Annotated in this window: 14 protein-coding genes and 2 pseudogenes; 9 read left to right on the top strand and 7 right to left on the bottom strand. The window is 68.2% G+C overall.

Features of this window, described 5'->3' with window-relative positions; translation table 11 throughout:
• Nucleotides 1–10 precede the first annotated feature (10 nt).
• Nucleotides 11–1300 carry a bifunctional o-acetylhomoserine/o-acetylserine sulfhydrylase gene (locus AC1DWT_RS05420; RefSeq protein ID WP_477919979.1) on the top strand — a complete coding sequence of 430 codons (1290 nt, stop codon included), beginning with the start codon at nucleotides 11–13 and terminating at the stop codon, nucleotides 1298–1300.
• A gap of 34 nt (nucleotides 1301–1334) precedes the next feature.
• Here the strand turns inward: AC1DWT_RS05420 and AC1DWT_RS05415 are convergent, their stop codons facing one another.
• Nucleotides 1335–2513, bottom strand: a complete 1179-nt coding sequence (locus tag AC1DWT_RS05415) for an acyl-CoA dehydrogenase family protein (protein ID WP_477919972.1) — start codon at nucleotides 2511–2513, stop codon at nucleotides 1335–1337.
• A gap of 183 nt (nucleotides 2514–2696) precedes the next feature.
• Here AC1DWT_RS05415 and AC1DWT_RS05410 point away from each other — a divergent pair, with 183 nt between their 5' ends.
• Nucleotides 2697–3962: an Nramp family divalent metal transporter gene (locus AC1DWT_RS05410; protein ID WP_072944691.1), complete on the top strand. Its 1266-nt coding sequence runs from the start codon at nucleotides 2697–2699 to the stop codon at nucleotides 3960–3962.
• On the opposite strand, the gene AC1DWT_RS05405 is transcribed toward AC1DWT_RS05410, so the two are convergent.
• Complete coding sequence (locus AC1DWT_RS05405; RefSeq protein WP_477919970.1) at nucleotides 3963–6245, bottom strand: serine/threonine-protein kinase; 2283 nt, start codon at nucleotides 6243–6245, stop codon at nucleotides 3963–3965.
• Between the two features lie 23 nt (nucleotides 6246–6268).
• The gene (locus AC1DWT_RS05400; RefSeq protein ID WP_387490669.1) at nucleotides 6269–6964 is read right to left on the bottom strand and encodes a TetR/AcrR family transcriptional regulator; all 696 of its coding nucleotides are present in this window, start codon (nucleotides 6962–6964) and stop codon (nucleotides 6269–6271) included.
• Between the two features lie 65 nt (nucleotides 6965–7029).
• Here AC1DWT_RS05400 and AC1DWT_RS05395 point away from each other — a divergent pair, with 65 nt between their 5' ends.
• The 3 genes and pseudogenes from AC1DWT_RS05395 to AC1DWT_RS05385 all read left to right on the top strand — a co-directional run.
• Nucleotides 7030–7242: a hypothetical protein gene (locus AC1DWT_RS05395; RefSeq protein WP_477919969.1), complete on the top strand. Its 213-nt coding sequence runs from the start codon at nucleotides 7030–7032 to the stop codon at nucleotides 7240–7242.
• A 51-nt stretch (nucleotides 7243–7293) separates the two neighbouring features.
• Nucleotides 7294–7344 (top strand): annotated as a pseudogene (locus tag AC1DWT_RS05390) (hypothetical protein); the annotation flags it as partial.
• Nucleotides 7345–7405: 61 nt separating this feature from the next.
• A pseudogene (locus AC1DWT_RS05385) lies at nucleotides 7406–7740 on the top strand (hypothetical protein); the annotation flags it as partial.
• 155 nt (nucleotides 7741–7895) lie between these two features.
• On the opposite strand, the gene AC1DWT_RS05380 reads toward AC1DWT_RS05385, so the two are convergent.
• Nucleotides 7896–9611: a PHA/PHB synthase family protein gene (locus AC1DWT_RS05380; protein ID WP_477919968.1), complete on the bottom strand. Its 1716-nt coding sequence runs from the start codon at nucleotides 9609–9611 to the stop codon at nucleotides 7896–7898.
• Nucleotides 9612–9957: 346 nt separating this feature from the next.
• On the opposite strand from AC1DWT_RS05380, the gene AC1DWT_RS05375 reads away from it, so the two are divergent.
• The gene (locus AC1DWT_RS05375; RefSeq protein ID WP_072944699.1) at nucleotides 9958–10455 is read left to right on the top strand and encodes a MaoC family dehydratase; all 498 of its coding nucleotides are present in this window, start codon (nucleotides 9958–9960) and stop codon (nucleotides 10453–10455) included.
• Between the two features lie 9 nt (nucleotides 10456–10464).
• Nucleotides 10465–10860 (top strand): helix-turn-helix domain-containing protein, encoded by a 396-nt coding sequence (locus tag AC1DWT_RS05370; protein ID WP_072944701.1) that lies wholly within the window; start codon nucleotides 10465–10467, stop codon nucleotides 10858–10860.
• 145 nt (nucleotides 10861–11005) lie between these two features.
• On the opposite strand, the gene AC1DWT_RS05365 is transcribed toward AC1DWT_RS05370, so the two are convergent.
• Nucleotides 11006–11275, bottom strand: a complete 270-nt coding sequence (locus AC1DWT_RS05365; RefSeq protein ID WP_072944703.1) for a hypothetical protein — start codon at nucleotides 11273–11275, stop codon at nucleotides 11006–11008.
• Nucleotides 11276–11351: 76 nt separating this feature from the next.
• Nucleotides 11352–11813 carry a PPOX class F420-dependent oxidoreductase gene (locus AC1DWT_RS05360; RefSeq protein ID WP_072944705.1) on the bottom strand — a complete coding sequence of 154 codons (462 nt, stop codon included), beginning with the start codon at nucleotides 11811–11813 and terminating at the stop codon, nucleotides 11352–11354.
• Nucleotides 11814–11907: 94 nt separating this feature from the next.
• Here AC1DWT_RS05360 and AC1DWT_RS05355 point away from each other — a divergent pair, with 94 nt between their 5' ends.
• Both AC1DWT_RS05355 and AC1DWT_RS05350 read left to right on the top strand, forming a co-directional pair.
• Complete coding sequence (locus tag AC1DWT_RS05355) at nucleotides 11908–12600, top strand: FadR/GntR family transcriptional regulator (protein ID WP_072944707.1); 693 nt, start codon at nucleotides 11908–11910, stop codon at nucleotides 12598–12600.
• Entirely contained in the window at nucleotides 12597–13403 is an 807-nt protein-coding gene (locus AC1DWT_RS05350) for an ABC transporter ATP-binding protein (RefSeq protein WP_072944709.1), read from the top strand. The genes AC1DWT_RS05355 and AC1DWT_RS05350 overlap by 4 nt, the downstream gene beginning before the upstream one ends.
• A 107-nt stretch (nucleotides 13404–13510) precedes the next feature.
• On the opposite strand, the gene AC1DWT_RS05345 is transcribed toward AC1DWT_RS05350, so the two are convergent.
• Complete coding sequence (locus tag AC1DWT_RS05345) at nucleotides 13511–14998, bottom strand: DUF4153 domain-containing protein (protein WP_477919966.1); 1488 nt, start codon at nucleotides 14996–14998, stop codon at nucleotides 13511–13513.
• Between the last annotated feature and the right edge of the window lie 56 nt (nucleotides 14999–15054).

The following is a 15054-nucleotide window of genomic DNA, read 5'->3' as shown; positions in this document are numbered from 1 at the left end:
GACCGAGAGCATCGATCCCACCGCCAACTGGTCGTTCGAGACCAAGCAGATCCACGCCGGGCAGACGTCCGACGCGACCACGAAGGCGCGGGCGCTGCCGATCTACCAGACCACCTCGTACACGTTCGACAGCACCGATCACGCTGCCGCGCTGTTCGGTCTGGCCGAGCCCGGCAACATCTACACCCGCATCATGAATCCCACCCAGGACGCGGTCGAGCAGCGCATCGCCGCCCTCGAAGGCGGCGTCGCCGCCCTCCTGCTGTCGTCCGGGCAGGCCGCGGAAACCTTTGCGGTGCTGAACCTCGCGGAGGCAGGCGATCACATCGTCTCCAGCCCGTACCTGTACGGGGGCACGTACAACCTCTTCCACTACACGCTGCCCAAGCTCGGCATCGAGGTCTCGTTCGTCGAAGACCCGGACGACCTCGAGCAGTGGCGCAGCGCCGTCCGCCCGAACACAAAGGCGTTCTACGGTGAGACGATCGCCAACCCGAAGAACCATGTCCTGGACATCCCGGGAATCTCGAAGGTCGGTCACGACAACGGGATCCCGCTGATCGTCGACAACACGGTGGCCACACCGTATCTGCTGCAGCCGMTGAAGCACGGCGCGGACATCGTGGTGCACTCGGCCACCAAGTACCTCGGCGGCCACGGCACGGCCATCGCGGGCGTCATCGTCGACGGCGGCACGTTCGACTGGACCCAGGGCAGGCACGGCAACTTCACCACCCCTGACCCGAGCTACCACGGCGTCGTGTTCGCGGACCTCGGCGCCCCGGCGTACGCGTTGAAGGCGCGCGTGCAGTTGCTGCGCGACCTCGGTTCCGCGGTCGCCCCGTTCAACGCGTTCCTCATCGCCCAGGGCATCGAGACCCTCAGCCTGCGGGTGGAGCGGCACGTCGCCAACGCGCAGAAGGTCGCCGAGTTCCTCGAGGCACACACAGAGGTCACGTCCGTGGCGTACGCGGGTCTGCCGTCCTCGCCGTGGCACGAGCGCGCACGGCAGCTCACCCCGAAGGGTCCGGGTGCGATCGTGACGTTCGAACTGGCAGGCGGTGTCGATGCCGGCAAGAAGTTCGTCAACGCGCTCACCCTCCACAGCCACGTCGCGAACATCGGCGACGTGCGCTCGCTGGTGATCCACCCGGCGTCGACGACGCACTCGCAGCTCACCCCGGAGGAGCAGCTCGCTGCCGGCGTGACGCCCGGACTGGTCCGTCTCGCCGTCGGCATCGAGGGAATCGACGACATCCTCGCCGACCTCGAGACCGGATTCGCCGCGGCCGCAGTCTGATCCGATGCCGGGGCCGAGACTCGGCCCCCGGCGTTCAGATCATCGCGCGCATCATTCCCTGCGGTTCGCCGCCGAGCTGGGTGAGCGCGCTCGCGTGGTTGGTGGGTCCGGGCACGTGGACGGCGTGAGCGAGACCGGCGTGCGCGTCCCGCCAGAACCGTTGCATCGGCGTCTTGTAGTGCAGCGCGCCACCGCCGGCGCGCGCGAAGATCTCGTCCACCGCACGCACCGCACGCCAGGCCGCGGCGATCTGGGTGCGGCGTCCGATTGCACGCTCCTCGAACGTGACCTCCTTGCCCGCGTCGACCTTGTCGTAGAACCGGTCCGCGGTCTCGATGAGGGAAACCCGGGACGCATTGATCTCGGCGGCGGATTCCCCGATCGCGCTGAGGACGTAGGGGTCCTCCTTGATCTTCTGGCCCGTGATGGCGACGCGGTCCTTCTGCACCGCGATGTGACAGGCCAGCGCGCCCTCGGTGATGCCGATGACGGCGGCGGTGATGCCGAGCGGGAACATGCAGGAGTAGGGCATGTTGAACAGTGGTTCGGGTCTGCCCGCCTCCTTCTGCGCCCGCCCGTCCATCACCATCGACGCGTTCAACGTCCGGTATCCGGGGACGAAGGCACCGTCGACGATCAGGTCCTTGCTTCCCGTTCCGCGCAGTCCGATGACGTCCCACGTGTCCTCGACGATCTGATAGTCGGTGCGCGGCAGAATCACGTGCAGCGACGACGGCGGCAGCGCGATACCGCCGTCGCCGTCGCCGACCATCGCCCCGAGGAAGGCCCACCGACAGTGGTCGGTTCCGGACGAGAACGACCACCGACCGTTCAGGACGTAACCGCCGTCGACCGGTGTCGCGATGCCCATGGGCGCGTACGGCGACGCCATCCACGTGTCGTTGTCCTCGCCCCAGATTTCCTCCTGCACCTGCGGGGCGGCGAACGCCAGTTCCCACGGGTGCACGCCGACGACCCCGGCGACCCATCCGCTCGCACCGTCGAGTGAGGCAATAGCCATGACGGTCTCGGCAAATTCGCGGGGGTGGACCTCGTAGCCGCCGTACAGCTTGGGCTGCAGCAACCGGATCGCCCCGGAGTCGCGGATGAGGCCGGCTGCGGTGTCGGTGAGCCGGCAGTCCGCCTCCGACCGGACGGCCTGCCCGCGAATCTCCTCGGCGACGCCTTCGATTCTGTCGAGAACCTGACCCATCGGGACTCCCCTTCCGCAGTCAGTAGAACGAGTCGTGAGTAGAACACGTTCTAGTAAATATAGCCCGGCGTGCCGGTTTTCGAGCCGATCCGCACTCCACACTTGAAAGTTCGTAGCACCTAAATCTATAGTGCGGAGATACGAATCAGCAGGTAGATCTACGCGACGAAAATCAGGAGCTCCGTGAGCATCGAGGCCCCCCGCCCTCTCCTCCCGCGCCGCGCACCCCGCCGCAAGGGCAGCCTCCGAACGGTCGCGCTCCTCGGGCCAGCGTTCGTGGCGGCCATCGCGTACGTCGACCCCGGAAACGTGGCCGCCAACCTCACCGCGGGCGCGAAGTACGGATACCTGCTCGTCTGGGTCCTCGTGCTCGCCAATGCCATGGCTGTGCTGGTGCAGTACCTGTCCGCCAAGCTCGGGCTGGTCACCGGCAAATCGCTGCCGGAGATGCTGGGGACCCGACTCCGGACCGGCAACCGTCGTGCGTTCTGGTTGCAGGCGGAGGCGATGGCGATCGCCACCGATCTCGCCGAGGTAATCGGCGGGGCGATCGCGCTCAACCTCCTGTTCGGCGTTCCCCTGTTCGTCGGCGGCCTGATCACGGGTGTCGTGTCGATGGGCATCCTGTCGATCCAGAGCCGCCGCGGTCAGCGGACGTTCGAGTTCGTCGTGATGGGACTCCTCACGATCATCACCGTCGGGTTCCTCACCGGACTCGCGTTCACCGACGTGTCGGGCCCGGACGCACTCGCCGGTCTCGTGCCGCGGTTCGAAGGCACCGAGACGGTGCTGCTCGCCGCGAGCATGCTCGGCGCCACCGTGATGCCGCATGCGATCTACCTCCATTCCGCTCTCGCCCGCGACCGGCACGGGAACGACCTCGAAGGCCCGCGCCTCGCGCGACTGCTGCGGGTGACGAAGTGGGACGTGGTCGGTGCGCTGATCGTGGCGGGTGCGGTGAACATCGGCATGCTGCTCCTCGCCGCCTCGGCCCTGCGCGGCATTCCCGGCACCGATTCGATCGACGGTGCGCACGCCGCCATCCAGAGTTCACTCGGCCCCACCGTCGCCGTCATCTTCGCCGTCGGGCTGCTGGCCTCCGGTCTGGCCTCCACGTCGATCGGCTGCGCCGCCGGATCCGAGATCATGTACGGCCTGCTGTCGATGCGCATCCCGCTGCTGCTGCGCCGGGTCGTCACCCTGATTCCCGCACTGGTCGTGCTGGCGGTCGGCGTCGATCCCACCTTCGCGCTCGTCCTCAGCCAGGTCGTTCTGAGCCTGTGCATCCCGTTCGCGGTGGTCCCCCTCGTGCGGATGACGTCGAGCCGCGACCTGATGGGTGTCCACCGCAACGCGACGGCCACCACGGTCGCCGCCTGGGTGGCGGCGTCGCTGATCGTCGTGCTCAACGTGTCGCTGCTGTGGCTGACGTTCACGGGTTCGAACTGATCACTCGTGCCGCGGCGCACCGGACACGACACGCTGCAGCGCCTGCAGGTCCTCCGACAGCATCCGGAACATCCAGTAGGCCCCGACGAACGCGACGACGCTGCCGACGCACAGGACGCGGAGCGCGACGATGACGCGGGGCAGGTCCTCCGGGGGAATGAACGTGGCCCCCGCGACGCCGAGCAGCGGCACGGCGGCGGCCGCGGCGAGGAAGAACGTGCTGCGCCGTCCCAACCGCTTCAGCATCCGGGCGTCCGAGGCACTGATCTCGCCGTGCCGCAGGAAGACCGGGTACAGGCAGCGCACGGCAAAGAAGTTCACGAAGAAGAACGGGTAGACCACGGCGATCGCTCCGCAGACGAGCTGGGACGCGGTGAAGTGGACGACGGTGTTCCACGGAACCTCACTGCCGCTCACCTCCAGCGTGATCGGCACGATGATGCCGGTGACCACCCACAGCCCGAGACACAGCAGTGCACACCGCTGGCCGAGCAGCAGGGTGTCCTTGCGGGCGCGGGCGAGTTGGGCGCCGGTGTACACCCTCCCGCGGCGCAGACCGCCGGCCACCGCCGTCAAGTAGAGCACCATCGACAGCGTGCCCACGGTCCCGATCAGGAACGCGATCGTATAGTCGATCCGGGTGATCCGCTCGAAGCTGTCCTGCGCGCCGGGCGGAAGCTTGCTGATGATCAGCGTGGTGTTGTGGTGGTAGCTGTACAGGATGGCCAGCAGATTGGGAACTGCGATGGCCAGGAACATGATCGGGTGCGTCCACCGGCGCATCCGCAGGCGCCGGCTCCCCGGCGGCGGATCGACCAGATCCCGGGCGTGCGCGTCGAGGCAGACATCGAGTTGCTGGGCGAGTTCGGCCCCGGACGAGAACCGGTCCTTCGGTTCCGGCGCCAGCGATTTCAGCAACACTCGCCGCAGCGCATTCGGGCAGTCGGCGGGCAGCTCGGCGACGGACGGTTCGTCGTGCCCCCGCCGCCGCGCGAGCATCGCGTCGAGGGTGGTGCGGTCGCCGGGCGGGTGGGAGTGGAGCTCGGCGTCACTGTCGTCGAAAGGTCTTGCGCCGGTCAGCAACTCCCACAGGACGACGGCGAGCGAGTACAGGTCGCTGCGGGTGTCGAGATCGGCGGGCGTGCCCGGCCGGTCCGGGTGGATCGCCTCGAGCTGTTCCGGTGACATGTAGGCCAGCGAGCCGCCGAAGTACGCGACCGGACTCGCGCCCGCGAGGTTGCCGCTGAAACTGATGTTGAAGTCGGCGAGCTTCGGGACGCCCTCGGCCGTCAGCAGCACGTTTGCCGGTTTGACGTCGCGGTGCAGAACGCCGTGCGCGCCCGCGTAGTCGAGCGCCTGCGCCAGCCTCCGGCCGAGCCAGGCCACCGTCTCGGGCCATGTCAGCGTCGCGATCTCCTGGCGCACGCCGGATTCGCTGGGCCGGATCTCGCCCCTGCCGACCAGGGCGCGGTCGATCGCGTCCAGCAGCACGGCGCCGCTGCGCGATTCCGGCGGCGTCTCCCGCACCCGCCCGACCACGTCGAGCAGCGTTCCCCCCGGCACGTACTGCATGTACAGCAGGCGCAGGTCGCGGCCCGCGAGAAGTCGCTGATCGAAGACCCGGACGATGTAGTCGTGGTCGAACTGGGCCAGGGTCTGCGGCTCGGTGCCGCGGTCCTGAGAGATCTTCACCGCGACCAGTCGCTGCAGCGACCGCTGCCGGGCGAGGAACACCCGCGCGAACGCGCCCCGGCCGAGAACGGTCATCAGGTCGAAGTCGTCGATGCGCCTGCCTACCTCGAGGTCGTCGAGCGAGCCGGGGCTCGCCGACTGGGTCATCTCCCCGTGATGGAGCGAGGTGCTCTGATATTCGCCGGTGCCGAGCAGTTCGCCGAGTTCGCCCGCCTGCCCCGGAAAGCTCAGCGTGTACTCGTTCGCCTCGACCGACTCGCCGCTGCGCCGCCGGATGTGGAACTCCTCGTACAGCAGGTCCGGCGGCAGCGGCCACCGCCGCAGTTCGGGCAGCTCCTCGCAGTATTGCACCAGCCGTTTCGGGTGGTCGCCGCGCAGCCAGCGGTTCTCCAGGTCGACCTTGATCAGTTCGATGAGCGTGACCCGGCGAAGTGCCGGGGACGCGGGCAGATAGGCGACCAGATCGGGCGCGGACGACGAGGACTCCCAGGCACTGGCGAAGCGCGCGACGGCGTCGCCGACCGCCGTGTCCGACACCCGGGCCTGCTCGGAAGCGGCCGGTGAACCTCGCCGGAAGGGCATGAAAGCCATGGTAGCTGGCCACACCCGTCCGCCTACTGCAGTTCCGACACCGGGGTCGACGGGTCGATGGTGACGCCGATCCGCGTCAGATTGCCGTGCAGCACTTGCCAGATCGACACCTCCAGGAACTCGGCGAGGTCGTCGCTGCCGAGCGCCGACTGCGGGTTGCTCAGCCACCGGTTGACGCTGGCGTCGACGAGTCCCACCAACCCGAAGGCCAGCGACTCGGCCAGGTCGGAGTTGCCGGCGACCGCGTCGAGGACCGTCGCGAGCAGGCCCGACAGCTGGAGCGCGATCGCGGTCTTCGTGCCCGTCACCACGCGCGAGCCGGTGGTGCGCCTGCTCGGCGACCCGGTGCCGAGGAACTGGTGGAGTCGCGGGAATTCCACGATCCACCGCAGATACGTCTCGACCGCGCGCGCGATCGCCTCGCCGACGGTCCCCTCGGGTGTCAACGTGGGCGCGAGGTCCGCCATCAGCCGTTCGATGATGCGGCCGCGCAACTGCTCGTCGAGGTCGCCGCGATCGGTGAAGATCCGGTAGACCACCGACCGCGGCACGTCGGCGCGGTTCGCGATCTGCTGGACGCCCACGTCGGGGCCGTCCTCGTTGATGGCCTCCATCGCGGCGTCGAGAATCCGGCTGCGGCGTTCCGCCTTGTGGTCCTCCCAGCGCGTGGCGCGGCCGTCACCCTGGGGCGACGCGGCGGTTTCCACTTTGTCCGGCATCGCCCATACGTTACCCATCCGACTGTTGACTGGACAGGATGTCTCACATACTTTGATGAGACAGGGTGTCACACACACATTTCTCCGGACTCAGGGAGCCGCAATGGGCACTCGAATTTCGTCATCCCGACGCCGACGTCCGCTGGGCCGTAGTCGATTCCGCCAACGTCACCGTCACGCTACAGGACAGCACCGACGTGCTCCGCGGTTCGGCACGGATCACGGTCGCCGGCGTCCGGGTGGGCGCCGATCGGATCCTCGACGGGCTCACCGAGTAGCGCGTCCGGTCCGTGGCCACCGTCATTCTCGGCGCGGAGGCGCTCGGCGTGATGTCCTGGTGCGTGTCCACCGCGTCCGAGTACGCGAAAACCCGCGTGCAGTTCGGGCGTCCGATCGGCCAGTTCCAGGGTGTCGAGCACAAGTGCGCGCACATGGGCATCGCTGGACATGTCGACGCCGGGCGTGACTGTCGGGCCGCTGCGCGAGATGACCGGGTCGGTCCTGTTCAACGAGGTCTTCCTCGACGACGTGTTCATCCCCTACGCGAACGTGGTCAGGAACATGAACGACGGCTGGAACGTGGCGCGCACGACGCTGGCCGGCGAGCGGGTGGCGCTGAGCCAGAAGATGGAGGCCTATGTGCCACCCCGGGGGGGCCGAGCGACAAGGCGATGGAGCTGTTGATCGCCGGCCGCGCCACCACCATCTACGGCGGCACCACCAAGGTGCAGCTCAACGTGATCGCCGAACGCATGCTCGGACCGCCGCGCGAGTAGTGCCTGCAGAGCGCCGGTGCCGCCGAGTGCACCGGCGAGCAACAGCAGCAACTGGACCACGTTGGTATTCACGTCAGGTGTCCTCTCGCGCCATGATCGTCCGAACCGCCGTTCGACCACTGAGCGGGTGCTCGAACAGCGGCCTAATCGGACGGTTAGTTACGTCCCACGTGTTCCCCGACCTGCGAGGGAAGCAGATCGCGCACGTAGAGACCGGGTGCGTCGCCCAGGACGGTGTGCTCGTCGCTGCCCAGACGTGTGCTGGCGGCGATTCGCTCGCCGGCCCGCTCGGAGACCCAGTCGGCCCACGGTTCCCACCAGCTGCCGGTCTTCCTCGTCGCCGCATCGAGCCACGCCTCGGGATCGGATCCCGGCTCGCCGCCTTCCCAGTAGTGAGACTTCGGGTTGCCGGGCGGGTTGACGAGGCTGGCGATGTGCCCGGAGAAGCTGAGCACGAACTTGCTGTCGCCCGACAGCAGCTGGGTTGTGCGGTAGCAGTTCTTCCACGACGTGAGGTGGTCGGCGATCGCGCCGGAGACGAAGGTGGGCACGGTGATCCTGCCGAGGTCGACGGGTGTGCCGAGCGACGTCATCGCTCCCGGCGTTGCGAGGGAGTTGTCCTCGAAGATGTCGAGGAACTCGACGTGCAGGGCCCCGGGCAGGTTGGTGCCGTCGGCGTTCCAGGCGAGGATGTCGAAGGCCGGTGGCGTGCGTCCCATGAGGTAGTTGTTGACCACGTAGTTGAAGACGAGATCGTTCGGGCGCATCCAGGTGAAGGCACTACCCATGTCGCGGGCGGAGATGATGCCGTTCCGCCGGGACCGACTCTTCACCAACTTCAGCAGACTCGGTCCCGAGAACGCCGCGAGCCCCGCCGGGTCCGCGAAATCGAGCATCGTCACGGCGTACGACATGCTGTGCACGCGGGTGTCCCCGGTGGCTGCGAGATGGTTGAGCAGGGCGGTGGTGATGAGGCCGCCGGCGCAGAACCCGATCACGTTGACGTCGTCGCTGCCGGTGATCTCCCGGACCTCGTCGATCGCGTCCGACACGCGTTGCGCGTATGTATCGAGATCCCAATCGCCCTGTTCTGCTTGCGGATTACGCCACGCCAGCATGAACGTCCGCAGACCCCGGGACACCGCGTGCTCGACGAAGCTGCGTCCGGGACGCAGGTCGAGGAAGTAGAAGCGGCCGATCGGCGGCGGCACCACGAGCACCGGCCGCTCGTACACGGTCTCCGTGGTCGGCGTGTACTGCAACACCTCGGCGACCTCGTCGCGGGCGACGACGGCTCCCGGCGTCACGGCCAGATCGACGCCGACGGTGAAGGCATCAGGATCGACCATCTGCGGCATCCCACCGTTACGGCGCAGGTCGGACACGTAGTTGCGGGCGCCGCGCACCAGGCTCATGCCGCCGGTGTCGAATGCCTCCTTCACGGCCGCCGGGTTGGTGGGCAAGTAGTTCGTCGGCGCGAGCGCGCTGGTGAGGACGGCCGACACGAACGCCGCTTCCTGCGCGCGACGGTGGTCGACCCGTCGGCCCCACTCCTCGACGACGCCGTCGATCGCGTCGACGGAAGCAAGGTAGGTCTGTTGCACGCGGTGGTAGAGGGGATTGCTCGTCCACGCCTGGTCGGTGAACCGCCGATCGCCGCCGTGCGGAGCCACCTCCGAGCGGCCCACCGCGATCTTCGTCAGTTCGCGCCCGAGGCGAAGGGACTCGTCGAGGACCACCCGGCCCTGCCCGACGGCACCCGCCACCGCGCTCACCGCGCTCCGCACGCCGAACCCGCCGGCGCGGTCCTGTCCATCGGGGGTGGCATCGGGTGTCACGAGTGCCACCTTCGTCTCCGCTGTCTTGGTCAACGGTTCTCCTCTGTCTGCACCTGGACCTGTCACCCCGTCGCGGGGATTCGTCCGGCGTAGACCGGATCATAAACACCAAAAATAGTTACCCGCGCGTAATGAAAAATTTCGAGCAAGATCATCTTCGACATTCTTGGGACATATGTCGAAAATGGAAACACGAGCCAAATTCTTGATCGAAATTCCGTCAGCGGTAACTGTTTTGGCGTCGCGGTCCACAGGCATGCGACACCGTGCGGGCACGGGAAAGAGTGTGGGATCAATTCGCGCGAAGCCGGCGTGTGCGTTACTGTCCGATCTCCGCGGGTGAGCCGGAAGAAATTCACCCATTCATCGACGGGGATCCATGAACACATCCACTTCGGCAGCGGGTGCCACCACCCACACACCGGCACGCAGTGTCACGATGGCGGAGCTGCCGGCGTTGGTCGGTACCCGGCTGGGTTCGTCCGGGACGATGGTGGTCACGCAGGATCGCATCGACACCTTCGCCGAGGCCACGGACGACCGTCAGTGGATTCACGTCGACCACGATCGTGCGCGGACCGGCCCGTTCGGCACCACGATCGCGCACGGGTACCTCACGCTCTCGCTCGCGGTCCCCCTGCTGTGGGAGATCTTCGAGGTGTCCGACTGCGACCAGGTCGTCAACTACGGGCTGAACAAGGTGCGGTTTCCGGCACCCGTTCCGGTGGATTCGATGCTGAGCGCGGTCGCAGACCTCGTGGCTGTCGAGCCGTGCACCGGCGGATATCAGGCCACCATCGCCCTCACCTTCGACGTGGAGGGCGGAAGCCGTCCGGTGTGCATCGCGGAGATGCTGCTTCGATTCCTCGCCGGTTAACCTGATGGAGTGGTCGACGAGGAAGCACGCTATCGCACTCTGGGGGAACTGATCAGGCGACAGCGGGAGCTGGCCGAGCTCCCGATGCGGCAGTTCGCCGCGATGGTCGGCATCTCCAATCCATATCTCTCCCAGATCGAGCGCAACCTCCGCGAGCCGAGCGAGCGGGTGCTCGACGCGATCGCCGAGCATCTGCAGATGTCGACCGACATGCTGCTCGGGCAGCTCCGGAACGAACCTCGAGCCGTGTCCGGGGTCGTCACCGCGATCGATCAGGACCCCGACCTGACCAACGCACAGCGCAAGGCCCTCGTGGAGATGTACGAGACGTTCCGTGAGGTCACCCGCGGCAAGCGCAAGCGGGGACGACCGGCGGCGGGCGACGACTCAGGCGTCGCCGACTGACAGGTCCCCCGCCGTCGACGGATTCTCGCTTTCAACCGTGGCGACGACTTCGACGATACGACATGTCATGAGCGTGGGGATGGACCGGACGGCGATCGCCCACGGCGTCCGTCGGGGAACGGCCGTGGGCGCTCGGGATCGCGGCTTACTTCAGCAGTTCACGGGCCGCGGACGTCGCCGCGGCGCTGACCTCCCGCACGAGCGTGGCCTGGGCGCGGGTGACGGTACCGATCCACTCGAAGCTGCTCGCGTCGGCGAGGTTGGTGTGGAAGTCGAGGCTGCTGTCGAGAGCCTTCTCGTATGTGTCCAGCGACAGGTTGCCTGCCTTCTTGGCGGCGTCGACGAACTGCGAGCCGACGGACTTGGCCTCCGTCTTCGCGTTGGTGGACTTGGGATTCGGGGTGGGGGTGGTCATGGCGGTCTCCTTCGCGACTGGGTCGTTAGCAAAATAGCACAGTGATTGCTAACGAACCGGAGTGCGGCGACGGGACCTATCCGCGATCGGTGCCCGGAGGGAAACCACCGGTCGCGATGGGTCCCCACTCGTCGATGGTGATCCGGATGAGGCTCTTGTTCTGCTTCCGCATGGCATCCCGGTACTCGTCCCAGTCGGGATGCTCGCCGGAGATGCCGCGGAAGTACTCCACCAGCGGTTCGAGCGCGTCGGGCAGGTCGAGGACCTCGGCGGTGCCGTCGATCTGCACGTAGGCGCCGTTGAACTCGTCGGACAGCACGCACACGCTCACGGCGGGGTCGTGCCGCACGTTCGCGGCCTTGGCGCGCTGCGGGTAGGTGGAGACGACGATCCGGCCCTCCGAGTCGAGTCCCGACGTGACCGGGGAGATCTGCAGGCCGCCCGAGCGTTTCCGGGTGATCAGCACGCTGCGATGGCGCGGGCGGACGAAGTCGAGCAACTCTTCCCTCGTGACACGGTCTGCGGTGGCGACGGCCATTGTGCACCTCTCCTCTGCTGCGGTGGTTCTTCCCGGACTCACCTTAGGCCCGGGGGAGTCCTCAGACGTCTGAGGACTGTGCTAGCGTCGGCGCATGGCCGGACGTCCCACCCTCCGCAGCGGACCGCTGGTCCCCCAACTCGAGGAACTCCTCACCGCCCGGATCCGGGACGGCGAGTGGACACTCGGCAGCCGCATCCCCAGTGAGGCCGAACTGGCCACCGAACTGGGCGTCGGCCGGTCCTCCGTCCGCGAGGCCGTTCGGCTGCTCGCCCGCGACGGCCTGCTCGACGTGCGGCACGGCGTCGGCACGTTCGTCGCACAGCCCCCCACGAGCGGTGCGGGACTCGGGAAGCTGCTGCGCCGTGCCCGCCTGCTCGAGGTGTACGAGGTGCGGCGCGCCCTCGAGATCGAGGCCGCCCGGCTCGCCGCGGAACGCGTGCGCCCCGAGGACCTCCGGCGGCTGCGAGAGCAGCTGTCCACCCGGCATGACAGCACCACCGCGTCGACCGCCGTGTTCGTCGCGGCCGACCTCGACTTCCACGCCGCGATCCTGGAGATCGCAGGCAACTCGATCCTGTCCGCCCTGTTCGATTCGATCCGGCCGCTCCTCGTCGACGCGCTGGCCGAACTCGTCGACCACGAACCGGGGCGGCCCGACACCAGCTGCGCCCACGACGATCTGGTGCGCGCACTGGAAGCCGGCGACGCCGCGGCGGCCGTCGCCGCCACCGCCGCCAACCTCGACCCGACCATGTCGATTCTGCGGAAAGGCGGAAATCAGTGACCACCCCGGATTCGGTCGTCAGCATCGAGCACGTCGACCTCGTGCGGAGCGGACGGTATCTGCTCAGCGACATCAGCCTCCGCATCGAACGCGGGCAGCACTGGGTGCTGCTCGGCGCGAACGGCGCAGGTAAGAGCACGATGCTGAGCATGCTCGGCGCGGTCGCGCACCCGACGCGCGGCACCGTCCGCGTCCTCGGCCACCAGCTGGGCCGGGTCGACATGCGCGAGTTGCGCGCCCACATCGGGCACGTGAACCCGCGATACCGGATCGACGCGCCCCTGGCGGTGCGCGACGTCGTGCTCACCGGCCTCACCAACACACCCGATTTCGTGCCGCGATGGTCGCCGTCCGCGGAGCAGATCGCCCGCGCCGACGAACTGATCGCCTCCCTCGGCATGCAGAAGCACTCGGACGCCCTGTGGCCCAACCTTTCCCAGGGTGAGCGCGGCCGCGCCCTCATCGCACGGGCCCTGATGGCGGAACCGCAACTCCTCCTGCTCGACGAGCCCGCCACCGGACTCGATCTCGCGGCGCGCGAACAACTCCTCACCGCACTCGACGAACTGCGCGAACGCTACCCGAGCCTCGCCAGCATCCTCGTCACCCACCACCTCGAGGAAATCCCCACCACCACGACCCACGCCGTCCTCATCCGCGACGGCCGCGTGATCGCACAGGGTGACGTGGCGGACGTCCTCACCACCGCCACCATCAGCGAATGCTTCGACCACCCCATCGAGATCCACCGGCAACGCGGACGGTGGATCGCGCAGACGCGGGTGCCCGAGCCGGTCGGTTAGCCGCTCCCGGGCCGTACTCGCCACAGCCGCACACGGATTGGTCGGATTCCCGCGCAATTGCGCATGATTCCAGCGAATCGGTGGGCAAACAGCGCGCGGCGTCTCGGCTACGAGCCCGACCGCTCACACGAGCCGACGGGATGCGCGGCCAGCAGTTCCTTCGCGCGACTGCGGGCCGCGTTGTACTCGTACCACTCCGAGTCGCCCCTGACTTCCCGGTCGAGTCGGTACAGGGCGCAGGACCGTTCCGGTTCGGGCAGCCGATCGAGGGCGGGGACGGCGTCGACGGACAGCGAACCGAGGTAGCTCACGTCGATTCGCCCGGTGTCGCCGAACCGCTCCACGTTCTTCCTGGCAACGTATGCGTCCGGGTCGATCGCGGCGACCAGCAGCACGCCGCCCACCGCGGAGGCCAGGACGGCGCGCGGCAGCCACCGCCCCGACAACCGCACGCCCGCCGCGATCAGCAGCACGAAAACCAAGCCCAGCCACAGTTCCGTCACCAGGACCGTCACCCGCAGCCGCGTGTACCCGTACTGGCTCTCGTACAACGACATCCGGTGGATCGCCGACGCGACGACGACGAGCGACAAACCGCACAGCAGTCCGAGCAGCACCCGCACGAGCACCCGGTCCGCGACCTCCACCCGCGACGCCTTCCGCACCGCGACCGCGATCACCACCAGTGTCAGCGCGGTCACCGCCAGCAACTGCCAGAAACCCTGTCGCGCATATTCGGCGTACGTCAGGTCCGCCGTGGTCAGCACGTGCGTGTTCCCCCCGAACAGCACCGTCAACTGCACCGCGACGAATCCGAGGAACAGCAGATCCAGCACGGCCAACGGAATCGCCCACTCCCACCGGGCAACCGGGTGCCCCGGCCGCGGGGCCAGCGCATCGACGCGGGGTGTACGCCGCAGCAGGTACGCGGCGCCCAGGGTCCCGCCGCACACCAGAACGCCGAGCACGAACCGCCCGAACGGATTCGACACGTGGACGGTCGGTGCGGCCCGGCCGAGCAGTGCGGCGAAACCCGCGTCCGCGTCGGCGAACAGCGAACCGAACACCAGCAGCAGTACGACGGTCACGGCGGCGACCCCGAACACCCGGCCCACCGGCACCGTCCCGGTCGCGTGCCACCGTCGCGCGCCCCGGCGCGTCCACCGCACCACCCGCAGCGGGGTGAACCACAACGCGAACGACCCTGCGGCCAGCCCCGTCCACGTGCGTCCGCCGACGAGGGCGAACGACCCGACCCCCCAACTCAGCGCCACACAGACCGCGGCGAGCCACCCGGCACCGCGCACACTGAGCACCGCCAGCAATGCGAGGGCGCCGAGGATCGCGGCGGCCTGCACGGCCGTCGGCATCGTTCTGCGCGTCGCGAACACGGCGGCGGCCACCGCGCCACCGGTCAGGACGTACCCGAGACCGACCACCGTGACCTGCAGGGTCAGGGCCGCGACGACGCCCGCCGCCACTGCCGCGAGAACGGTCGGGCGCGGCGCCATCGACGTCCGATCGCGGCGCCAGGCCCGTCTCGGCCAGAAGTCGCGTCGGGTGGGCGCTACGGGTTGCGGGGGTGCGATGGTCATAATTCCCTCCCTGGTTGTCGCTGCCGGATGAAGGCAGGCGTCATCGCGGGACGTCG

It is taken from the genome of Rhodococcus sp. P4_B6 (assembly GCF_056402215.1).
Note: the sequence above shows the minus strand (reverse complement) of the source record. Positions and strands in the feature narration are given on the sequence as shown.